At 39.8% G+C, this 23,582-nt stretch carries 23 protein-coding genes and 2 tRNA genes; 8 read left to right on the forward strand and 17 right to left on the reverse strand.

The genetic code is table 25. The annotated features are described in order from the left end of the window. Positions 1-6: 6 nt before the first annotated feature. A complete protein-coding gene (locus tag WC753_00575; protein MFA6079962.1) occupies positions 7-987 on the forward strand; it encodes a hypothetical protein in 981 nt (326 codons plus the stop codon). 16 nt (positions 988-1,003) lie between these two features. Continuing rightward, positions 1,004-1,453, forward strand: coding sequence for a hypothetical protein (locus WC753_00580; GenBank protein MFA6079963.1), 450 nt, complete (start codon positions 1,004-1,006; stop codon positions 1,451-1,453). A gap of 64 nt (positions 1,454-1,517) precedes the next feature. On the opposite strand, the gene WC753_00585 is transcribed toward WC753_00580, so the two are convergent. Continuing rightward, complete coding sequence (locus tag WC753_00585) at positions 1,518-2,537, reverse strand: hypothetical protein (GenBank protein MFA6079964.1); 1,020 nt, start codon at positions 2,535-2,537, stop codon at positions 1,518-1,520. 37 nt (positions 2,538-2,574) lie between these two features. Here WC753_00585 and WC753_00590 point away from each other — a divergent pair, with 37 nt between their 5' ends. Further along, complete coding sequence (locus WC753_00590; GenBank protein ID MFA6079965.1) at positions 2,575-3,165, forward strand: type II secretion system protein; 591 nt, start codon at positions 2,575-2,577, stop codon at positions 3,163-3,165. A 31-nt stretch (positions 3,166-3,196) separates the two neighbouring features. Continuing rightward, entirely contained in the window at positions 3,197-3,586 is a 390-nt protein-coding gene (locus WC753_00595) for a hypothetical protein (GenBank protein ID MFA6079966.1), read from the forward strand. Positions 3,587-3,845: 259 nt separating this feature from the next. Here WC753_00595 and efp read toward each other — a convergent pair whose 3' ends face one another. Beyond that, entirely contained in the window at positions 3,846-4,400 is a 555-nt protein-coding gene (efp, locus tag WC753_00600; GenBank protein ID MFA6079967.1) for an elongation factor P, read from the reverse strand. A gap of 91 nt (positions 4,401-4,491) precedes the next feature. Then, positions 4,492-5,679, reverse strand: coding sequence for a tyrosine--tRNA ligase (tyrS, locus tag WC753_00605; GenBank protein ID MFA6079968.1), 1,188 nt, complete (start codon positions 5,677-5,679; stop codon positions 4,492-4,494). Between the two features lie 162 nt (positions 5,680-5,841). On the opposite strand from tyrS, the gene WC753_00610 reads away from it, so the two are divergent. The 3 genes from WC753_00610 to WC753_00620 all read left to right on the forward strand — a co-directional run bounded on the left by WC753_00610 (position 5,842) and on the right by WC753_00620 (position 8,138). After that, on the forward strand, positions 5,842-6,438 hold the full coding sequence (locus tag WC753_00610; GenBank protein ID MFA6079969.1) for a DUF5684 domain-containing protein: 597 nt from the start codon (positions 5,842-5,844) through the stop codon (positions 6,436-6,438). A gap of 27 nt (positions 6,439-6,465) precedes the next feature. After that, positions 6,466-7,095 (forward strand): ATP-dependent Clp protease proteolytic subunit, encoded by a 630-nt coding sequence (locus WC753_00615; protein ID MFA6079970.1) that lies wholly within the window; start codon positions 6,466-6,468, stop codon positions 7,093-7,095. A gap of 170 nt (positions 7,096-7,265) precedes the next feature. Then, positions 7,266-8,138: a hypothetical protein gene (locus WC753_00620; GenBank protein MFA6079971.1), complete on the forward strand. Its 873-nt coding sequence runs from the start codon at positions 7,266-7,268 to the stop codon at positions 8,136-8,138. Positions 8,139-8,256: 118 nt separating this feature from the next. On the opposite strand, the gene tig is transcribed toward WC753_00620, so the two are convergent. The 9 genes from tig to WC753_00665 all read right to left on the reverse strand — a co-directional run bounded on the left by tig (position 8,257) and on the right by WC753_00665 (position 19,124). Continuing rightward, positions 8,257-9,606 carry a trigger factor gene (tig, locus tag WC753_00625; protein MFA6079972.1) on the reverse strand — a complete coding sequence of 450 codons (1,350 nt, stop codon included), beginning with the start codon at positions 9,604-9,606 and terminating at the stop codon, positions 8,257-8,259. A gap of 399 nt (positions 9,607-10,005) precedes the next feature. After that, complete coding sequence (locus WC753_00630; GenBank protein MFA6079973.1) at positions 10,006-10,608, reverse strand: hypothetical protein; 603 nt, start codon at positions 10,606-10,608, stop codon at positions 10,006-10,008. A 44-nt stretch (positions 10,609-10,652) separates the two neighbouring features. Next, complete coding sequence (locus WC753_00635) at positions 10,653-14,618, reverse strand: thermonuclease family protein (GenBank protein MFA6079974.1); 3,966 nt, start codon at positions 14,616-14,618, stop codon at positions 10,653-10,655. A gap of 33 nt (positions 14,619-14,651) precedes the next feature. Then, positions 14,652-14,852, reverse strand: coding sequence for a hypothetical protein (locus WC753_00640; GenBank protein ID MFA6079975.1), 201 nt, complete (start codon positions 14,850-14,852; stop codon positions 14,652-14,654). A gap of 8 nt (positions 14,853-14,860) precedes the next feature. Beyond that, positions 14,861-15,526 carry a response regulator transcription factor gene (locus WC753_00645; protein ID MFA6079976.1) on the reverse strand — a complete coding sequence of 222 codons (666 nt, stop codon included), beginning with the start codon at positions 15,524-15,526 and terminating at the stop codon, positions 14,861-14,863. A 413-nt stretch (positions 15,527-15,939) separates the two neighbouring features. Next, on the reverse strand, positions 15,940-17,529 hold the full coding sequence (locus WC753_00650) for a glycine--tRNA ligase (protein ID MFA6079977.1): 1,590 nt from the start codon (positions 17,527-17,529) through the stop codon (positions 15,940-15,942). A gap of 118 nt (positions 17,530-17,647) precedes the next feature. Further along, the gene (locus WC753_00655; GenBank protein MFA6079978.1) at positions 17,648-18,202 is read right to left on the reverse strand and encodes a transposase; all 555 of its coding nucleotides are present in this window, start codon (positions 18,200-18,202) and stop codon (positions 17,648-17,650) included. 63 nt (positions 18,203-18,265) lie between these two features. After that, positions 18,266-18,853, reverse strand: coding sequence for a hypothetical protein (locus WC753_00660; GenBank protein ID MFA6079979.1), 588 nt, complete (start codon positions 18,851-18,853; stop codon positions 18,266-18,268). A gap of 19 nt (positions 18,854-18,872) precedes the next feature. Then, on the reverse strand, positions 18,873-19,124 hold the full coding sequence (locus WC753_00665; protein MFA6079980.1) for a hypothetical protein: 252 nt from the start codon (positions 19,122-19,124) through the stop codon (positions 18,873-18,875). 227 nt (positions 19,125-19,351) lie between these two features. On the opposite strand from WC753_00665, the gene WC753_00670 reads away from it, so the two are divergent. Beyond that, positions 19,352-19,726: a hypothetical protein gene (locus WC753_00670; GenBank protein ID MFA6079981.1), complete on the forward strand. Its 375-nt coding sequence runs from the start codon at positions 19,352-19,354 to the stop codon at positions 19,724-19,726. Positions 19,727-19,854: 128 nt separating this feature from the next. On the opposite strand, the gene WC753_00675 is transcribed toward WC753_00670, so the two are convergent. From WC753_00675 to dnaA, 5 genes are all read right to left on the reverse strand, one after another. Next, a tRNA-Glu gene (locus WC753_00675) sits at positions 19,855-19,929 on the reverse strand. A gap of 79 nt (positions 19,930-20,008) precedes the next feature. After that, the gene (rplK, locus tag WC753_00680) at positions 20,009-20,437 is read right to left on the reverse strand and encodes a 50S ribosomal protein L11 (protein MFA6079982.1); all 429 of its coding nucleotides are present in this window, start codon (positions 20,435-20,437) and stop codon (positions 20,009-20,011) included. Positions 20,438-20,624: 187 nt separating this feature from the next. Beyond that, a tRNA-Lys gene (locus tag WC753_00685) sits at positions 20,625-20,700 on the reverse strand. A gap of 38 nt (positions 20,701-20,738) precedes the next feature. Continuing rightward, complete coding sequence (locus WC753_00690) at positions 20,739-22,010, reverse strand: glycosyltransferase (GenBank protein MFA6079983.1); 1,272 nt, start codon at positions 22,008-22,010, stop codon at positions 20,739-20,741. Positions 22,011-22,015: 5 nt separating this feature from the next. Next, positions 22,016-23,431 carry a chromosomal replication initiator protein DnaA gene (dnaA, locus tag WC753_00695; GenBank protein ID MFA6079984.1) on the reverse strand — a complete coding sequence of 472 codons (1,416 nt, stop codon included), beginning with the start codon at positions 23,429-23,431 and terminating at the stop codon, positions 22,016-22,018. Positions 23,432-23,582 lie beyond the last annotated feature (151 nt).

The following is a 23,582-nucleotide window of genomic DNA, read 5'->3' on the forward strand; positions in this document are numbered from 1 at the left end:
ATTTTTATGATATTGATGAAAAATACATATCCCTACCTTCTCACTAAAACAGCCCTGATCGTCTGAAGTATATGCCTTGGAACAGTGTATGCTGCGGGCATCGTAAGCCCTGATCGTGGTACTATCCAAAATATCATCAATATCGGGGAATGATGAGGAAACTTCTTTGATACAGCGAGGAATATATTGTGGTATTTACTCGATTTTGCGAGACTGGTACTCAACTGAGTCGCACTCATTGCTATGCTCTATGTCGGTTTTTTGTGGATCACGAGTATGGGTGATGAAGAAAAAACATCAGATGGAAAAAATAGAATTATGCTCGTGTTTCTCGGACTATTTATCATCAATATCCCAGACGTTATTTACCAAATTATTACAGGAAGTGACTATAGAACATCTGGATTTTATAATAAAATAACGTGAGTATGAGACAGTCTCGGCCAGGGAGGAATTGCAACAAGCATATCGGAAAATGCTGTTGAAAGATGCAATTTTTTCTTCTGCCCACAAAATTTCTTTGGATCTGGAAGTAGCACATCGGTAATTCAGTTTTTGGAAATGACGATGCTCGTCATAGCCGTCATTATGTTTACATGGGGATGATTTATGATGTTCTTTTGATCTGGAAATGAAGAAACAAACGACAGAGCAAAACATCGCCTTTGATATGGTATTATAGTACTATTGGTTACAGGATTTATAGAAATGATCTATCGAGCTGTATTTTTTCAATCAAATCTCACCTGAACGGCAAACGGAATAATAGGTGTCCTCATAACATGAGCGAAGTTCTTTCTCTACTTTGCTGGACCTATCGCAATTATCTATATAATCATAGGTGGATACTATTATATCACCTCTGGTGGTAACGAAGAGCGGACAGACAAAGGAAAAAAGATACTGATGTATACTGCCTTTGCGACTATTATGCTCATTCTGGGATACACATTTTTGATAGAGATTATTGGTCTCAATATCTTTTAAAGAAAATTAAATTCATATGAAAAAAACTCTTCTCCTCATAACACTCATCGGAACGAGCAGCATCTTTTGATTTGCACAAGATAGTAATTATGATGGAGTCAATCAATACGTCGGTATGCCCTCAGAGATTTGTACCATCACCAGTGAGCCATGTGGGCTCTCCAGTAAATGAGGTCTCATCGGAGGCACCTCTGGACAGATGTCACGATATAGATGTTGTGTGCAATCAAAAACTGGTTTCGTAGAATTTGTAGCCGATATTTACAAATACATCTTTTTTATCAGTCTGATTCTCTGAGTACTTTTCTTGGTCATTTTCGGTGTCGGATACTCTATCTCTGGTGTGAGTACCGAGGAGATAAAGACTATGGCAAAAGAAAAAATCATTGCTATCATTATAGGACTTGTTGCTTTGACTCTGATACCGTGGATTCTCAAAACAGTAGTTCCATTTTTCTTCGTATAAAGTGTTTTTTTATAAAAAAATCCCCTCATGTCTGAGAGGATTTTTTAGAGTTATTTGATACATTTTATACTGATGTCTTTTTCTTATAGGACAGAGCAGTGCCGAGAGTCAGTGCCATCAAAAGGAATACAAAAGCAGGCGCCCCTGTTTGAGGCAGCTTATCGATGGGGACTGGGGTCTTTATATCTTCTTCGATTTCGAGCGGAAGAAGAGCGATGTTGTCAGATGACGTCTCAGGGGCAGTTGGCGCTATAACTGCGACATCTTTTTTGAGATCAGCGAGTGCCACATCTGATGCTGATGTCTCTGCTGCAGATGTATCTACTGTCTGGGCTTCTTCTAGCGTTTCTGTGACTGGAGGAGCAACTGCCACAGTTGTGACTGTTGGAGCTTCTATCACCGGAGCAACAACAGGTGATACTGGAGCTTGTTCTGCTGCAGCGAATGTAATAGTTGTTTTTTTACTAGCATCAAGAGGAAGTGTTTCCCCAGCAGTATTCGTGACTTTTTTGAGGACTACATCATGAGAAACTCCTAATTCCAGCTTACCTCTGAGAGTAATATCAATAATTCGGAGATCTTGTACAGAAGATTGCATGTCTGCTTGTTCACGGACATTTTTTGTTTCTGTATTCATGATCTCTATCTGCGTCTGTGCTATATCGACAGGGCGAGAAAAAGAGAGTTGAATATGTTGGTCATCGATGACTTTTGCTTCTTTGAGACCAAAAACTGGTATATTGAGTGTGCTCGCATGCAGAGGTATAGTCTTTCCTACTTCCACATCTTGTGCATCATATCATCGTACGATGAAATAGTATTCTGCTCATTCGAGCATTTTCGTGATTTCAATGCGAGTCTTATCCGTAGTTGGTGACTCGAGCATAGGATCAGGTGCTTTTGGATTGACAAGAGTTGCTTCATCATAAAATACTTTATACTGTGCCGCTCACTCAATAGGTGACCATTCCAAGACCATAGCATCACCACGAATTTCTGTTGCTCTGAGAATAATCTGAGAAGGTTCAACTGCAAAAGTAGCGAAAACTATTGCAAGAAATGAAAGAATGAATATCCTGTACATAGGAAAGAAGTTAATATATCCTTACTCTACCCCATTCATGATAGACAATCAATTTAAAAATATCAAAAATGCTGGTTTTACTCTTGTCGAAATGATGGTAGTCATTCTAATAATTGGTATGCTTTTCGCGCTCGGAAGCTGGTGAGGTCTCTTTTCCCGGAGAGAAAATGCACGAATAGAAGAACTCGCTGTCAATCTCATAGGCCTCATCGACCAAGAAAAAACAAATACTCTCCTCGGAAAAACTGAGTGAGGAGAAATAGTAAGAAAGAGAAAAATTGAAATAAGCTTTGGCAATAACACTATAAATTATATAGCAAAGGCGGACTTGGCAAAAGATGATGAAGGAAGTTACAATATAACCTCCTACACAAAATCCTGGCCCCTTGTAGGATTAGGACTAAATGTATTTCCTTGCCCGTATGCGCCATCTCTCGGATCCACACTCACCATCGAATTTACTTGAGATACTATGCAAATTTTAGAACCAACTACCTTAGGTGGTGCCACGCCGCACCTTATCCTCCAAATCGGTCGTAATCTTGTCTACCGAGAAATCCATATTGATAGAAGAACGGGGATGACCTTTGAAAGAGCTGGACCTACTCCTATTCCTGCTTGCAACTAAAGAATTTTACTCTCTTTATTTTTTTCTCTGTATGAAGTTTATTCTTCTGATAGCCGGACTTATCCTCTCTACGTGGGTCTCGGTGACCATCTATACTCCTGTGAGCCAATTTGTGACAGGTATCAAAGAAGTCTATATTAGTAGCCAAATAGCGGTCAAAAAAACAGGAAATACTCTCGATGCTATCACCAATACAACGGCCTACCAGGAAATCGCAAAAATGTTTGGAATAGAAAAAGCAAAAGAAGCAGTCACTACCCCTACAAAAGGCGATAAAGATATTGTGACAAAGTTTTTTGATCACAACATTGCACTCTGGATCTCTGTTCTTTGTGGTTTTTTGACACTCAGTGTTTATTTCAATATCATCACCTTTCTTGCCTTTTTCTTCAAGCCAGTTACTTTTTTGATGAAGAAATAAACTCATCGTCATTCCTGTTTTTGCGTCCGTCATTCCTGCGAAAAGATTCCTTATTCTTTTTAATCCGACACCACAATTTTAAGCCCTATTGTTTTCCTTCTTGCTCCTCAGAAAATGAGAGCTTGAGAGGAAATACTGTTTGAGCGTCGTGAATAAGAGAAGAGTGAGACGGACTGGAGAGCGAGTTTATTTCCTTTCAATGGTTTTGGGTACTTTTGCCACCAAAAGTACCAGAATGACGCCAGGAATTGGAATTACATTACGTATTATCTCTCCCGAGATATTCATACGTCCTACTATCCACACGCACTCTTTCGCCTTGACCGATAAAGAGTGGCACTTTGAGCTGGAGTCCAGTATTGGTCGTAGCAGGTTTGAGATTATTGGATGCAGAATTACCTTTTTCTCCTGGTGGAGTATCTACGATTTCCAGTGTCACAGAAGGATCAATCTGTACATTGATAGGGTTGCCATCCCAGAACATCACCGTCGTTTTATTTCCATCGACAAGAAAATATTTTTTATCCCCGATCACATCAGCATTGATAAAATAACTCTCATAGTTTTGTATATCCATAAAATGATATGCCGCACCATCAAAATACTGATAGTCCGCATCTCGCATTTGTATATCAGCAGCTTCGACCTTATCCACCGCATGAAATGTCATAGGAATCGTCTTACCTGTGAGAAGATTGATAATCATACATTTTTCCATACCCTTTCCCATTGCGACCTTGAGATGCTCTGATTTGATCACTTCATAGGGTTGTCCATCCACGAGAATACGCTTCCCGACCTTTACATCGTCCATACTTGCCATAAAAATACAGTAAAAAATTAAATAAGTGCCTTGATAATAAAGGAAAATCACAAAATGCAAGTCTGAAAAACTCTTTTAGACTTTATTCAGCTACATATCCAAACTTTTTCTTCCCCACTTGAATCAGCTTTTTATCCACAGAAACAACGATTGTCGTTTTTACATCAGAGATAACGACTTCGTCCACCTTGACGCCTCCACCTATAATAGCATTTCGTGCTTCTGTCGAGTTCCCTACCATACCTATTTCACGAATAAGGGTCACCAGAGGAATTTCTCCAGTTTTGTAATGATACATCAGGATATCTGTATCTTGTGGACGAGATCATCCTGCAATCGTCGCTTCGAAATATTCCTCTGCATGATCAACTAAATCAGCCGAGTGGTAGAGTCCTACAATCTCTCGAGCGAGTTTCTTCTTGATAGTCCGTGGATGTTCACCTTGTGAAAGTTGTTTCTTGATATTCTCAATATCTGCCATATCGGTCATAGTACAGCTCTCAAAATACGGAATAATCTGCTCATCGGGTATTTCCATAATCTTTACAAACATATCATTGGCTGTCATATCGAGCGGGATGAAGTTCCCTTTCGTCTTACTCATCTTCTGACCATCAGTTCACATAATGAGATTCATCGTGATAATATCTTGTTTTTCTTGTCAAAACGCTTCCTGGAGAGTACGACCAGCAAGCAGATTGAAGTATTGGTCATTGCCTCCAATTTCAACATCTGCATGAAGAAGAACGCTGTCATATCCTTGCATCAATGGATATAAGAACTCCTGTAAGCTAATGCGTTCTCCTGCTTTATATCGTTTTGAGAAATTATCGCGGTCAAGCATTTCAGCGACTGAAAAATGCTTTGCCAGCTCCCCTACTCCACAAAAATTCACCTTATCGAGTCATTCGCTATTATAGTATACTTCGACATCTTTGAGGTCGAGAATTTTCCCATACAGAGAAAGATATCTTTCTGCATTTTTTCGTGTTTCTTCACGGCTCAACATCGGTCGTTCGGCATTTTTGTCTGATGTATCGCCGACCTGAGCTGTCGCGTCACCGATAAGGACAATGATTTGGTGACCGAGTTTTTGGAACTCACGAAGCTTGAGAATAGTCACAGCATGGCCAAGGTGTACGATGGGTGCCGTGGGATCAATACCGAGTTTGATGCGGAGTTTTTTCCCGCTTTCAAGACGCTTAATCAGATTTTTTTCATCGATAACACGAGAAACTCACTTTGTGAGGAGATTTTTAAATGGAGACATAGGAGAAGTATAGAGATTTTTTCTGAGTTTCAAACTGGAGAACTCGGAGAATCTTTTACTACACCACTCTAGCAAATTTTGAAAAGAGTAAATAATGATCATATGTCTTGTTTATGAGATTTTTAGAATAGCATAATGATGCTTTATTTTTTATCTTCTTTTATGGAACCAAGTATTTTTAACGCTTTCTCAATTATCGGGATAATGATCGGAGGAGGGCTGCTCTTCATCGGCGGAATAGCTATGTATATTTCGATGTGTTATGGCCTTCATCTCTTGGTAAAAAAGTATGAGCCAACACTTCATCCTGCATGGTCATGGATACCAGTAGCAAACGTCTACCCTCTCGTAAAGATTTCCGAGCAACCGCTCTGGATGATTGCTGTACTACTCCTTGGATCATTTGTGCCAGTTATAGGAGGTATAGTAGTGCTCATAGGGCTTATTTTTGTTTATAATGGTCTCTCAAAAAGAACTAAAAGAGGAACTGGGACTACCCTACTTCTCATATTCTTCTCTGCTATTATGATTCCATGGCTTGGATTGACCGTCAATGGTCGTAAAACCACCCTTGCATGGGTACTAGGCATTATCGCTATCGTGGCTATGGGTATCGGAGGTATAGCTATGACGGCTGGGACTGTGGCTCAGGTCGCAAATCCAGACAATTCTCAATTCATCGATGATGTAAAAGGAGCAGTGAAAGAAACTGTGAATAATCCAGAATTTCAAAAAATAATGCAGGAATCACAACAATAATCTTCGTTTTTATATTCTTTTTCTCTCATGTACAAATCTACTACACTCAAAAAATCATCAAAAAAGATTGGTGACACTCTTATCCCCACAGTTATCGATAAAACACCAAGTGGCGAGCGCGTCTATGATATCTACTCACGACTCCTCGAGGATCGCGTTATCTTCCTCGGTGAAGCTATCGATTCTCACGTAGCCAATACTGTTATCGCACAGCTCCTCTTCCTCGAAAAGCAGGATTCAAAAGCGCCCATCACGATGTATATCAATACTCCAGGAGGACATGTCACCGCTGGTCTCGCTATCTACGATACGATACAATATATCAAGCCTGATGTTATCACGGTCGCCATCGGTATGGCAGCCAGCATGGGGTCTATCATCCTCGCTGGAGGTGCAAAAGGAAAGCGATATTCCCTCCCTCATTCTGAGATTATGATTCATCAGCCACTTGGTGGTGCAGAGTGACAAGCAACAGAGATCAAGATTGCAGCCGAGCATATCCTGAAAACTGGAGGCATACTCTACCGAATCCTCTCAAAACACACTGGTCAACCCATAGAGCAAGTCGAGAAAGACTGTGATCGTGATAACTTTATGGATGCAAAACAGGCACTCAAATACGGTCTTATCGATAAAATCATCAATAACGAGGCATAATATCAAAAAAATATAATTTAATCCAGTGAGCAATCACTGGATTTTTTTATGATAAAACAAAAGTCCTAATTTTTTCTCTCTTCTCTTTTATTTTTTCTCTATCGAAAAGTTTGCATTACAGGAAAAGGTAGAGTAAGATAAATATGTCATTTTATTTCTAATATATTTATATGGCAGAAACCCCTTCAGAACCAAAAATATCTACTAAAGACATTCTAAAAGATGAAAGTAAAAGAAAAGAAGCCCTTGTAGCAATGCGAAAATCAATAACAAGTGACATAAAAGAACTCGATCCTCAAAAAAGAGCCGAGGCTATCAGAAATCTTGACAGTGATAGAAAAATGAAATTGTCACAGGAGTGGATGAAGAAGGCATGATTTACGGAAGATATGATACAAAAAGCGTATGCAAAATTACGACTTAAGAAAGATTCAAAACCTGATGAAATAATAAATGCAGTAAGCAAATATCAAGAAGATAATAAATTAGCCACCCCAGGGAAATGAGATGGGATTCTCTGATGGAAAACACTTGAATCACTCGATATAGCAATGTCTGCTGATGACTCTAAAATAGATGTTAAAGGGAATGAGAAAAATACACCCCCAACAAAATTAGATGCCTGAAATGCTTTTCGAACATGAACACCAGGAAAATATTTAGATGAAAATGGTAAACCTTTTGAAATTCAAAAAGGTAAGGACGAAAAAACGCTAGCATTAAGAAATAACGTTACCACCAATCATACTGAACAATATGATCCATTAAATAATATTTGGAAACCTTATGCTCCTGAAGTAGAAAGTGTAGCAAAATGAAAAACAGATAATACAAAAGAGGAAATACGAAAATTAGATGTATGAAATGCTTTACTTACATGAACTCCTGGGAAGTTCATAGATGCAGAAGGTAAACCTTTTGAAATTAAAAAAGATAAATATGGGGGAATTTTAGCATTACGAAATACCAATAACAAAAATACACCTGAGCAATATGACATTGTAGATCATATTTGGGAACCATATACGGATGAACAAGCATAATAATCTCGTTTTGTAGAAATTTATTAACTTAGAGATAGCAATAAACCCACCTTTCGGTGGGCTTATTTTTAACTAAACAGGATAGATCCGCGCCTAGGCGGATGACGGAGAAAAGGGTTTACTTCAAAAATCGATCAATAACAGCTCGGTACTCGAGGCGGTTTTTTACATCATTGAAATGTTCAGTTCCTGGCTTTGCGAGCTCGAGGACACGGGTCTCAAAATCAGCATTGTGAGCGTACCGAGCAAATACCTTTCGGATTTCAGCCACGACAACATCGTCAGCAATCTCAGGAGCATAGTGTTTCTTGAGAGCTTCCATGATGAGCATTGCCTGGACACGCTTGAGAGCAACTGGTTCGATATGTTCTTTTTTAAATACATCTTCTGAGGTTTTTAAATGCTCTAAATACGTCTTCACATCCATCCCCTGTTTCTCTATCTCACGATTATGGTGAATCCAGAGATTTTCGACTTCTCGCTCGACCATTTTTGGGCCTACTGCGACGGGATTGATAGCAATAAGTTCTTGTGTGAGTTTTTCTTCTGCTTCAGTTCGTGCCTTTTCAGCTCTATCAGTCAGCATCGCTTCACGATATTCTGTCTTAAAATCTGAGAATGAGAGCTTTTTGCCCCATACTCGCTCGATAAGTTCTTCATTCCATTCTGGTGTATGCGGATATTGGACAGAGAGAATTGTGGTCACAAAGAATGCACTCTTTCCAGCAAAATCTTCGCTGTGGTAGTCCTTTGGAAAATTCACCTCAAATTCTACCACATCACCTTCTTTTGCACCCACAAGTGCCTCTTCGAAGCCAGGAATCATCATTTTCGCTCCGATAGTGATCTCAAAATCATTGAGTTTCATACGATCATCAGTTGTTCCACCTTTTTTATCATATCCGACAGCATTTACCATCACTTTATCACCCATTTGAATCGCAAGGTCAGTCTCAGAGACTTCTCCATTTTCATCATGTGTATGCCCATGGTGTGCCCCACGAGGATGATAGTGCGTACTTCGTGCGATGATTTCATCGAGTTCCTTTTGCAATTCTTCATCAGGAACAGCGACAGGAGCTACCTCTATTTTGATTTTTTCTATTTTTTTGATATCGAGCTCCACTTCTGGAGCGACTTCGACAGTCAGGACGACATCGAGCGGAGAAAAAGACGTCATATCCTTGATTTCTCCCATATCAACTGGGGTAATTTCGAGCTTTTTCAGTGCTTTCGGATAGAGCACTCGCAGAGCTTGATTGAGTGCTTCTTGCATCAATCGCTCATCCCCTACTTCTCGTGCTACGACGTCAAAAGGCACTTCGTCTCCTTTGCGGAAACCAGCGAATTGTCTCTCTGATGAGATGGCTTGCACAGCTTCTTTTTTATACTTTTCCATCTCTGCACCACTTTCCTTGATAGTGATCTCAAAAATATTTGGACCCACTTTTTTACTTGTTGCCTGCATACTTAAAATAAATAAGAAATAGTGCAGGGATTATAAGAAAAAATAGGAAATTGCAACGCACAAAAAACCCTCTCAGCAAGAGAGAGCTCTTATCGGAATATGTTTCTTATGTGTTTGGAGGATAAGAGAGATGTGTGCCTATAGGCCTTGTTGGCATAGCAAGAGTACCAACTAATCTTCTAGATTTAGTAACGATATCATGAACGGTTTGGTATGGACATAGTCAATTGGTCGATCGTCGTGATAAAAGATGCTGCTCTGAGGTAAGATGCTGTGGTGGCAAGTTCCTAGAAGATGACCTATCTCTTCACCATGGGAGACAATGAGAAGGTGGTATTTCAGGGCTATCTACAAATCACATTGGCATAAAAATAATTATTAAGTTTATATATTTATTATCTATTTGGTGGGATTTATGTCCTTAACAAAATCAAACTTAGTATTTTCTGGGGTACTTTCATAATGCCACATAGTCACTCAAGTAACCTGACCGCCATCTTCTTCAACATGTAAAATAGTAAACTTATTGTCTCCAGCATCTTCATGATATATTTCGTCACCAGTAACTAATCCTGAGAAATCTGCTTCCTCTAATAGCTTAGCGCCATTGAGTATAAACTTGCCTCTCAATGCATCGCCAGTATATGTCTTTGTGGTGAGAAAAATCAATTCACCTTCTCAAGGATTATCGCCAGGATTATATTGCATCAATTCGCGTGTTGTACCACTCGGTGAACGCAGTACTTTTCCAATAGGCATCGAAACAGGGTGTTCAATCCCGTCTACCATGATCTGAGCCACTGTATTAGCATGTGTAGTCTGAATTGGTAATAGAAGATCTCTGCCTGGAGATGGAAGAGGAGTGGATTTTGATGATGCAAAAGTAGAAAGAGGTGTTCATACTCCGACAGTTCTAGGGGTAAGGGCAACAGGTTTTCGAGGAAGAGTAGCTCATGCTGTGTGTGATACTCCACGATCTGGAGCAGAAGGAAGTAGGGGCATAAAAGAAATTAAGAAATACTATAAATACAGTATTGCCCAATTTTTTATTTGTCAACAAATACTTTTGATTGATAATTTCAAAAAAGAACAAAGGAGGAAAGAGATAAGAGAAACAACGTCAATAATGCCTTTCAAACACCAGTAGAAGATGGCTCTGGCATTACGCCACCTCCAGTATCGAGGGTGGCATCTTTGAGATCGATAGTATATTTGGAGGATGTGGACGACGCTTTTTTGGGAGCTTTTGGAATTGCTCGATGCTGAACTCTAAAAACAGACTCAACCTTCTCCCCTGTTATTTCATCCGTTATTTTTAGGGTCGCAGTAGAGTCACCATATGCCAGCTTCAGTGCTGGAGGATTTTTTTCGATAGAGACAGTGCCGTCTGGCAGTGTCCATTCATAACGGATATCTTTTTTACGATTGACTTCAGCGGTCAGATTGACTGAGCACGAGCCACGGCTCAGACAATGAAAGATGCCGTCCTCCCCCATCCAACGATTTTTGGTTCATTGAGTACCCTGTAAAACAATTGCTCCAGTAAGAAGAGCGAGAAAATGATCAGAGAGATTTTCGAGAATAATATTCTTTTCTATCCTTACAATACCATCTTCTGGGGCATCAGTAGATAGAGGTTCGTGGTTCTGGAAAATAGCTTCTGCACGATATTCTCAGAGGATTTTTGGATACCATTGTAGTGTGTATTCCCCGGAACTATCAGTCATTATATCAGCCGAATATACTAAAATATCTCCGAGGAAAAAGGATATTTTGACTGGAAAGTCTCACCATGTCCGACCACTCACTGAGAGAGCTCCTGAAGTATTTACACGGACGGAAAGTGTGCTCATTTTCTCAGTGATAACAGCCCATGAGAGAATATCTTCGCACGTACCCTCTTCTTTGCATTTAAGTTTTTCGAGTTCAAGGAGTTCCTTTTGGAGTCTGAGATATTCTTCTTCTTGTTCTTTTTTGAGTTGTTCAGCTTCTTCTGCGCTGATTTCGTTTAGAGCTTTCACGACTTCTGGATCTGACCAGATCCCTATTTTTGCCTTTTTGGCGATACTTTCCAATGCATTGAATTCGTCATAATGCATAAATTCAAATCGTCGCTCCATACGACCATATCACTCAGAAATAAGCCGAGAATTAAACATCGTACAGCGAGCCACGTCAAAACCATTATCACATTCCCAGATATATGCCAGCGTTCGACTATACTTATCGAGAAGCTCATGATCAAAAGTCATCCAAACAGTTTTTCCATTCAATGTTTTCTTTGTAAAATCAGAGGCCTCTTTCCCAAATTTCTCCACCGCTTTCCGTGGATGAACCGTCTCTGGCGTATCGACTCCGAGAAGACGAACTCGTGTCTTTTTATTATGAAGCATTACATCCACAGTATCTCCATCCACTACATCGACTACATGTACTTGGACTGGTGCTCTATCCAGCATATCTCGACGGAGAATATAACCGCTTGGTACTTCAAAATCCCATGAAAATGTATCTACCAACACCTCTCCACATCGTAGCTCAAGAGTTTCTTTCATATTTCAGATACTCAGTCCAGTCACTATTTGACGAAATCTGATAGTCTTCCCAGCACCAATCGTCTCAGAAAGTGCAAATTTTTTGCTCTCATCAGAAAGTGTACACGTGTCGAGATTCCACGTTTCAGAAGAGATGTTACGAAGCTCTATCCATTCCACAGTATCAGTATGGGGAGGATTTGGAAGCACAGCAGATATCTGAATCTTTCCTACCATTTCTGCACAATTCAGACAAATTTTTTCTGGTAAAATATCAAATTTTTTCACGATCTGTATCTCATAATATGCTTCGGAGGATGTGCCAATATCACTTGTTACAACCAGTCGAACTATATATTTTCATAAGGTATATTTCTGAGCACTCGGATTTTCTTTATCTGAAGTGATCTGATTTCAGAAATCCCAAAAATATCGTTTTGCATTGATACTTTTTTCGCCTGTAAAATTCAGCGAGCACGTTTCATCATTGCCAATTTCACATATGACTCATCCAGATATAAGACGCTTATTATTTCCCACCACCCCCTGAATATCTATCTGAGCTTTGGGTGAAGAGGAGGTAACTGGAGTTGTTTCGTGGTAAACATAAAAATTCAGAATGACCTGATTGACTGGGTTATTTGGATCAGATACTGTCAGTTTTATGGTAGTATCAAAAGGAAATTTCACATATCATGGATTGCATTTGAGATTCGTATCTGTGGTTTCAAAGACTCCAGTTCAAAAATCCCACTGACATACAGCATTTGCTGGCGCTTCAGCGAGAAAATTCGCTTGACACGTATCACTACGACATCGTCCATCAGGATCCAAACCGCTTTGAATGGCTATTTTTGAAGTACTGAGATCGAGGAATGACACCCCTCCACTTCCTCCACCAGAAGAACCTCAGGATGGGGCAGGATGTTTTAGAAGTATTTGCCGAGTCGAGAGAAGGAGACTATCAGATTTTTGAAGGATTTTTATCGTGAGAATATGTTCACCAAAGGGAACAATAGAAGTATTTGGATTGCAAACATCTGTCGTGGGCTCAAGAGGAAAGTCAGAAACGATTTCACACGTCAGTCGTGTAGAAGCAATGTCGTCTAAAAGCGGTGTAACCAGAAGATTCATTTTGCATTCTGGTTGAGCTGGGTCACAGGTATATTCAGGAAGTGAAGTATCTTCTTTGAGAATGAGATACGTCGGGCTCTGCCATGCAACTATGGTCGTCACTCGCGATGGATCAATCGACGTATCAATGAGTGGATTTTTGAGAAGAATTTCGCGTGTTTGCAGAAGGGTACCGTCAGATACCTGAAGAATTTTAATCGTGAGAATATGATCTCCAGTGGGAATAAGAGAGGTATTTGGATTGCATGGATCAGAAACACTCGGGATAATCTCAAAATCAGCCGTAATAGCACAGGTTAATTTTGAAGAAGTAAGCCCATCAAGAGTCGGAGTAATGAGAAGATTCATTTTGCACTCTGTCTGCTCTGGATCGCAGGTGTATTCTGCCGACGATGTATCATCCTGCAAAAGTAAATGCGTCGTCTGTTGCCATTCAAGAGTAGATGCGACACGAAGGGGATCAATCGACGTATCAATGAGTGGATTTTTGAGAAGAATTTCGCGTGTTTGAAGAAGAGTATTGTCAGATACCTGAAGAATTTTAATCGTGAGTATATGATCTCCAGTGGGAATAATGGATGTATTTGGATTGCATGGATCATCCGTGGAAATAAGAGGAAAATCTGCTACAATTTCACAAGTGAGTCATGAAGAAGTGATTCAATCAAGAAATGGAGTAACAAGAAGATTCATTTTACACTCCGTCTGCTCTGGATCGCAGGTGTATTCAGAAAGCGATACATCCTCCTTGAGGAGAAGATGAGTCGTCTGTTGCCACTCGAAAACAAGAGTTACTCGAGTCGGATCTATCGTAGTATCCACAGGTGGATTTTTGAGAAGGATTTCTCGGGTTACAAGAAGAGCATTATCGGATTTCTGAAGAATTTGAATCGTGATATGGTGATCTCCTACAGGAACAACGGATGTATTTGGGTTACAGGGTTCAGCGCCCGCGATAAGATCAAAGTCAGCTGTAATCACGCAGATTAATTGTGAAGAAGAAATTCAATCCACAAGTGGAGTCACAAGGATATTCATCCTACATTCAGTTTTAGTGGGGTCACAGGTATACTCTGAAAGTGTCATGTCGATGATATCTCAGAGAAGATCTGTTGGCGACTGTCACTTTATAACCATTGAATATACCGGAACCAGAGGGGGCTCCACAAATTCTACAGGAGTTCCAGAAAGCACTTCCTCCTGCACTGACTCTCATTGAGGTAAATCAAGGAGTCATTCTGATAATCCTAAAGTATCACTTAAGACATAACCAAGTGTTACAAGACCAATAACAACAACGAGGACTCGTCACCATATATGTCTCGGTACCCAGGCAATGAACATAGAAGAAATTACTTCTTAAAGAGTACCTTGATATTATACTATCCAGCCAAGCGCATAGAGCGCTCCTACCACGATAAAGATAATCCCGAAGAGCTTGAGAGCAGTAATAGTGCCTCCGATGCCAAAAAATTTCTCTGCCCAGGAAAAAGATCCGACAAACTCGTAGGTCTGGCGAGTGTATTTGAGAATCAAAACCCCGAGACCGATAACCAGTAGACCGATAAGAAAATTCATAAAAAGGATTAAAAACTTTTATAGCCAATACCTCTCACGGTGATGAGCACATCATCCCCCACTTTATGACGAATATTTTTGATATGTGTATCGATAGTCCGATCGTAGAGAAAATTCGCATACCCCATAATCTCATGCATCAGATCATCTCGAGAAACAATCTTACCAGCACGATTGAGGATATAGCTCAGTATCTGAAATTCTGATTTCGTGAGTATCACATTCTTTTTTCATCGGATGACTCTCAGCTCTGATTCTACGAGTCGTAAATCACGATACATCAGACCCTTCGGGGTGTTTTGAGAGGATCCACGACGGAGGATGGCCTTGATACGCATAATAACCTCTTTCGGACTAAATGGCTTACCGATATAATCATCCGCCTCACATTCAAAAGATGTATTGATATTTTCCTGGTCATCTCGTGCTGAGAGCATCAAAATAGGGACATGTGATATTTCACGGATTTCTCGTAAAACTTCCAATCCATCCTTTCCAGGGAGATTGATGTCTAAGATGACGACCTGAGGGGAAAGCTCCTGAAACCGCTGAACTGCCTCATCACCCCGCATACAGACGTGAACATCAAACTCAGAAGCAAGATACAATACCAGAGAATCAACAATTCACTGATCGTCATCTATCAAGAGTACTGATATCTTTGGTTCAGTCATACTCCTCCATTATAGGGATAGAGGGATTATTGCAAGAATGCTTGATATTTAAAAAAATTTTATCGACAGAAAAATATGAATACATTGCCTTCTTGAGAAAGGCGAGAAGTGAGTGAATCTCACTTCGAATAGTAAGATTACTTAAGGGCGGAGGATTGTGAAAAAATACACAAATCCCCCCTACCCCCCTTTATCAAGGGGGCATAATACTACTCCCTCAAAAATGAGAGAGAGCTTGTTAAAAGTTTTCTTGCTGTTCTGAAATGAGAGTCTGAGAGGAAATACTGTCTGAGCGTCATGAATAATAGAAGACAGACGAAAAACTGGAGAGCGAGTTTATTTCCTTTCAGTGGTTTTGGGTACTTTTGCCATCAAAAGTACCCAAAGGTCGCCAGGAATTGAATGGTTTTCTTTTACCAAAGTTTTTTCGTAAAATATTCCACTAAATCCTCGATAGCCACTACCTCTTGTTCCATAGTATCCCGATGACGGATAGTGACAGCATTTTTTTCAAGAGAATTTTCAAAATCTATCGTCACACACCAAGGCGTACCTATCTCATCAAATCGGGCATAGCGCTTCCCTATTGAGCCCGTCTCATCATACCAAGTCATAAAGTTCTTTGAGAGCATCATAAAGACTTCTTCTGCTTTTTCATTGAGTTTTTTCACGAGTGGAAGTACGGCAATCTTGACTGGTGCCACTTCTGGTTTCAATCGCAAAACAATTCGTTCAGCACCTTCCTCATCTTTGACGGTGTCATACGCATCACAGAGTGTCGCGAGGAAGAGACGAGTGAGACCAATCGATGGTTCGATAACATAGGGTACAAACTTCGTATTTTTGACAGGGTCAAAATAGCTCATATCCTGCTTACTTTCCTTCATATGAGCATTGAGGTCAAAATCAGTTCGCGACGCAATCCCCTGAAGCTCAGAAAATCCGATACTTGGAAAATCATATTCGATATCAAACGTCGCATCAGAATAATGAGAAAGCTCATCAGCTTCATGCTGGCGAAATCGAAGATTTTGTTCCTTGATTCCCACAGTTTCCATCAGGAATTTCTTGCAATCTGCTTTCCATTTTTCATGCCACTCAAGCTGTGTGCCTGGCTCACAGAAAAACTCGATTTCCATCTGTTCAAACTCTCGTGTTCTGAAAATAAAGTTTCCTGGAGTAATCTCATTACGAAATGCCTTACCAACCTGTGCCACACCAAATGGCACACGACGACGACAGGTGCGGACAATACTTGGAAAATCAACAAAGATTCCTTGGGCAGTTTCAGGACGGAGATAAACGAGTGCCGAAGAGTCCTCTGTCACACCTTGAGAAGTTTTGAACATCAGGTTAAACTTTCGAATCTCTGTCCACTTAGCTGGAACATCAGGATTATTCGGATTTCGAATATCTTCACCAACCATAAAGTTATATTGCTGTTCTGGTGTCCATGATTCTGGAATAAGATTGTTTACTCCATATTTTTTCTTAATTCCTTCTTCAAATTCATTAGAAACGATTAAGGAATCTTCAGCAACATCCCCTAAGTGCTCATTGGTTCTCTCTTGATCTATAACATGCTCATTTGGCTCACCTTCTTCTCACTTAACAATTTTTATGAGATGATCTCATATATATATATTTCAATGCTCCTTAAAATACATACGAACTTTTTCTTTTTTTAACTCATCAAGTTTCCCCTCTATTAATTTATCCGCACGAAAACGCTCTTTCGTATTTTTATCATCAATCAACGGATCACTAAATCCCCCCACATGCCCTGAAGCTACCCATACTTGTGGATTCATCAAGATAGCTGCATCAAGGAGTACCATATCTGGGCGACGCTGCACAAATTCTCGTATCCAGAGATTCTTGAGGTTTTCCTTGAGGAGAGAACCGAGAGGCCCATAGTCCCATGTATTTGCGAGACCACCATAGATTTCTGAGCCCTGGAATACAAATCCGCGATTTTTCGCGAGGTCGACAATGCGTTTCATAAAAAAATGCGTAGGGGCAGAAAATATTCTGCCCTAAAAGAAAATATTCTTCCCTAAATATAAAATATAATACAAAAAAATGAAAATATTCAATCAATTTGTACAAAAATATTGTGCCCTACGGACCTCCATTCATCTCATCTTCCCTCCAATTTGTCGGATTATAAATGATATATTCACGAATACGATTTAAATCTTCCTCGTCTCGAACCACATATTCATAAAAATTGCGTTGCCATATATCAATTCACGGCATTATTGCTCGGCATCATTTGGTAACACCGATTTTATATCCTCTGATAATGGCGGACAATGATCTCGAAATAACATATTGGAATCAATTTGTTTGGTTGGGCAGATCGGGCAGAAAATATTCTGCCCCTACGATACATATGATACCGTGAATATGATTTGGCATCACGATAAATGCATCTAATTCAACATTTGGATAATGATTGGGTATTTCATGCCAACATTGTTCTGCGATTTTTCAAAATTCTGTTGGATCCAATATGGGGGCACGATATTTTGTGCCTAGGGTTGAAGATATTCAACCCCTACGGATTTCACCAAACAAAGATTCTCGATTCATCGTACACATCGTCACAAAATATGCTCCATTTTGCGAATAGTCATACTTTGGTAAACGAATGGATTGACGGGTTCAGGACATTTATTTCCGATTGATTACAACTTCAGAAGTTTCCATATTTTTGGAGGTGAAAGATTAGGAATATTAAATACTGATTACTTTTTCTTTCAAAAAATATCTTCTCCTGAAAACTATTATAAGCACCATGAGAAGATTTAAAAATAACACATACCAGGAAAACACGGCATCATGAGAGAATATATGAGAGATAGCAATCAGATTTACCATTGCCGCCACCACATCACATCCATAAAAAGGTACGCTCTCTGTATGAGGATAATACCACGTCTTACTAAATGTCGGAATAAATGCTATAAAATCAACCCCAAGTGAAAGAATAAGCACTAAAAATGGATTGCTCGTAATAGACCAAATAACCCCTATTGCAATAACCCCAACTAATACAGAAAAATCTAATCGGCTTGCGCCACCCATTCAGTACTTAAAAGAAAGAATAAAGTAAACACACGATCAGAGGAATTGTACTCCCGCAAGATATACTCCAGCTCACCGTGACTGTAGCAAGAGACTAAAAAACATAATACCAGTTAAGATAAATATCAAAAAACGGGTCATTCTCTGTGGTTTATATTCTCACTTATATATTGACCTAACTCCGATGATAGGAGTAAGAAGGGCTAAAAAAATAGAAATAAGAGTGAGGGTATTCATAGAAATTAAAAAGGGTAGATTAATTATATTTTTGCCAGATTTTTCTCACAACAGGCAATGCCAAAGTAGAAAAGAAATACCCCAATGTCGGTACCAACGCGTGCAGATACCAATTTTCTATTCCGAGAAGCTTCAGATAGAGTCCGATGACGCAATACGTCATCACAAGAATAGCTATTCTCCGAGTTCATGAAGTCTCCCATGACTTATCAGATTCGACACGAGCATTGCGAGATTCAAGAGCAAAAATGCGAGATTCTATATCAGTCATACAAGAAATTTAAAAAACCGATACACAATAAATTACTGCGTATCGGGCCCCGCTCCTTTTTTTGAAAACAAGAATTTATATCTAGAATTACAAGAAAATGAGCGGGGGGTTCCACCCGAATATTATACTTTTGGTGATGTAGTCGCGTCTCCGTGCCACAGGAGATAGAATCATTGTAGCCAGTCTTTTATTATTGCAAGGTCCTTTGAAATCAGTACAATGCCCGTATGTCTCTCTTTTCTCTCGATGTCTCAGCAATACTGGAAAGTCCAGTCGGAACTTTACAAGAATTTCACTTTGAACAAATTCCCCCAGAAGATACCTTCTCTGAAGTAATCTGCCGTGGTGAGCTCGTGATGGATATCAAGCTCATCCACCAATCTTATGGCATCGAGTGCGTCTTTGTAGCACTCAAGACAACGATAGACATCCCCGATGAATCTATTCAATCCGAAAAAGTAACACTTACCAATCAATCTCGAGAATTTCATCTCAAAAAAACTCCAGATGATTCCGACGATATTCAGTATATCGATACCCACAAACTCGCCATCGATCTCACACAAGCAATAGAAGAAGAACTACTGATTGCGGGGCTTTAGTTTATTCTTGAATATATAAAAACACCTTCTCGCAAGAAGATGCTTCAAGGGATATACGAACATTTTATTAAAAAAATCTATCCTGTTTACTTTTTCTTTTATCTTCTTCTTGAGAGCAAAGCTCGAATTGGTGATCTCACGGAGAATCGAACTCCGATTGCGGGAATGAGAATCCCGTGTCCTAACCGTTAGACGATGAGACCATGAGAGTAGTTAGTAATAAGTAATTAGTATTTAGACTCAGTCCAACGACTAACTACCAACGACTAACTACTTCTGCAATTACTCTGATTCGATACCCATAGACCGAGCTGATCCACGGACAATCATTTTCGCTGCTTCCATATCGTTGGCATTGAGGTCAGGCATCTTCTCTTTAGCAATTGCTTCGAGCTGAGCCATGGTCAATTTACCAACTTTTACTTTATGAGGTGTAGCAGAACCACTTTCAAGACCAAGAGCTTTTTTAATAAGGTAAGTCATAGGTGGTTCTCGCATCTCAAATGTAAAACTGCGATCATCATAAATAGTGATAATAGTTGGTAAAATCGTTCCCATACGGTCACGAGTTTTATCATTAAATTGCTTACAAAAGTCAGCAATCTGAATACCGGTTGGTCACAAAGCCGTACCAATTGGTGGGGCTGGTGTCGCAGATCCGGCAGTGATTTGGAGTTTGACGATTCGTGTAATCTCCTTTTTCTTTGCCATAAAATAAATGGTTAATCGTTGAAAGTTCAACGTTGTCTCGAAATGAGACGATTTCTCGTGAGAAGCCCTAAAAAATAATTAGGCACGAGTTATTTGACTATGCTCTGGTACAAAAACGCTCTTCGATAAACTAGAGAGCATTCATCTCGCTAGGTTGTTAAACCATGAGCGAGCAAAGCGAGTCGAATGGTGGGTCCTCCGGGATTCGAACCCGGGACCAGCGGATTAAGAGTCCGATGCTCTACCAACTGAGCTAAGAACCCTCGCCGAAGGATTATAATAAAAAATAACGAAAGGCAAGCTATTTTTTATCAACTATTTTTGCGAAACTCTCTCAAAATTCCTTTACTCCAAATCGCTGAGCATGAGACATAATATTCTCAGCATCATTATATTTACCAGCTTGAATATTCTCATGAAATTCCAAAAATCATTTTTCGAAGCTCTCATCTGTTTCTTCTGGGAAAAATTCTCCTGTTACGCCGTCAATACTCGTCTCAAGAAGTCATCCAGCCGCTTGTCCAAATACTGGTAACCCTGCAGCCATAGCTTCAATAGGCGCCATGCCGGCGTCCTCTTTTTGTGGCATCAAAAATCATCGAGCATTCTTATAGACCTCGACCACCTCTTTATCGCTCAATCTTCCGAGAAACTCTACTGAGGGGCCAGCCAATTCTCTGAGTTCTTCTTCTTGCGCACCAGCACCAATAATCTTTAAAGGAATACGGAGTTTTGAGAGTACACGAATCGGGATGTCTACTCTCTTAAAAGGCGTCAAAGCACTCGTAATAACATAAAAATTCCGTTCCGATACTCGGTACTCGGTACTCGGTACTCGGTACTTCTCTGTGTCAACTGGCGGATAAATAATTATAGAGTCTCTTTTGTAGTATTTTTGAATTCGTGCTTGCACTTCCCTACTATTTGCGATATAGATATCAGGCGATTTGGACGCCTGGAGATCTATTTTTCGGAGAACCGCAAACAGCACTCGAACTAATGGTCAAATACAATATATTTTTACAAAAGAAATAATCCTTCATTTTGTACTTTGGATTTTGTACTTTGTATTTATAAATCCAAGTTCCTCTTGGATTTGTGTGCTCCAATCCCACAGATATCGTGCTGGGGAATGACAATAGCAAATATGAAAGAGTCTCTGATCTGAAGTTTTGAGTCTTGAGTTTTGAGTCTTGAGTTGTGCATTTTCTGATATCTTTTCAAAAGTTCCATCCTCTTTTCTCTTTTCTCTTTTCTCTTTTCTCTTTCATCCTACTCCATGAGCAAATCAGCTTGAGCTGGAAATCACCAAGTCATACCCTGAAAGATCAATTGCAGAAACAGAAAATGTCATCAGGGGCAGTGAAGCTCGGGGTCTTTTTGTGATTTTATATAACCACTGAGCTGGACCTGTGCAGTGAATTTTCTCTTTTGGAAATACTTTTCCTACTTTTTCTTCATCATACATCAGAGTAAATACATCCGCTTCTGGATACATCTTCATAAGTTCTAGAAGTACCCTCTCTGCGCCTCAGAGCTTTATAAGCATCTCATGAACAATGGCAATTTTCATACGAGTTATACCCCTATTTTTTCACGAAGAGAATAGATATCACTGGCAAGCCGTTGGTCTTTTTTGAGGAGGAGGTCGAGCTTTTTGCAGGAATACATCACAGCAGAGTGCTCACGACCATTGAAGATATTACCAATTCGCTCATACGTATAGCGAAGTTTGTTTTTGAGGAGGTACATCGCGACTTGTCGTGGAATCATCACATCTCGTGAACGATTATCGCCGAGAAGTGCCTGTGTCTCAATGCCAAAGTAATCAGCCACTCATTGGATAACTTCTTGGTAGGAAATATTTCGAAGAATATTTTTTGCACTACTCTCGCCCATCATCTTGTGTTTGACACCGAGACGATCAAATCGGTTTGCGATAGTCTCAACAGTAGGAAGCGAACCAGAGAGCTCATGTTCTGCAATCATCTGATTGAGCATTCATTCGATTTCACGAATATTTTTACCCATATTGTAGGCGATATATTCAGCGACTTCTTGAGGGACGATAAATTCTTTTTCACGAGCTTTTTGCTGGAGAATAGCGAGACGTGTCTCAAAATCGGGGATATCGATATCCACCATAATACCCCATTCAAATCGACTCACAAGTCGTGGCTCTATCTCTGTGAGTTCCTTAGGAGGACGATCTGAGCTGAGCACAATCTGACGACCAGTATCATAGAGGATATTGAAGAGCATATAGAGCTCTTCTTGAGTTTGTTTTTTTCCAGCCAAAAACTGGATATCATCGACGAGAAGTACGTCGATAGAGCGGTATTTGGCGCGCATCTGCTCGATTCGTCGATCCTTGACAGAATTCACATATTCGGAAACGAACTGGTCAGATGTGATGTAGACGACTTTCTTCTCTGGAGTTTTTTTCTTGATCTCAAGTGCTACACCTTGCAAAAGATGAGTCTTCCCGAGTCACACATCCGAATAGACAAACAGAGGATTATAGAGAGCGCCTGGCTTTCGCACGACAGCTTCACAGGCAGAATAAGCAAGTTGATTACTTGGTCCGACGATAAAGTGATCGAGGTCAAAGCGTGATGAAAAATCCTCACGGCCAGGATTATTTTTTGCAGTAGCAATTTTTGCTTTTTCTTGAGATGACTGAGACGTTTTAAAAGTTTTTCGGCAGTCTATAACGTGTGTGTAGGTAGGATTTTCTATTTGAGAATCTACGATAATTTCTAGGTCATCCACTTCTCCCCAAATCTCCTGAGCTGCCAATAACATAACATCTGAGAATCTATGAGAGATATTATCCCGGATGAATTCTGAAACAACGCCGAGAACGAGCTTTTTGTTTTCACACTGTACGAGACTCAGTTTTTGAAAATAGGTCAAAAAATCTTGTTTTCGCATCTTCTGAACGAGAAGCTCAGAGAATAACTGGAGATGTGTCATGTCAGAGAGAGAAAACATATGAACCCATTATTGAATTTTGGATTTTAAAGTCAAAGAAAAAATGGCTTGATTTTCATGTGAAGATAATATTCGTTTTCTCAGCAGTGTTTTCTCAAAATTGACTTTCTACATTATATTCCACTATATTTTTATAGAATAAAATGATAAA

It is taken from the genome of Candidatus Gracilibacteria bacterium (assembly GCA_041660965.1).
In the GTDB taxonomy this organism is placed as follows: Bacteria; Patescibacteriota; Gracilibacteria; order BD1-5; family JAGOOR01; genus JAGOOR01.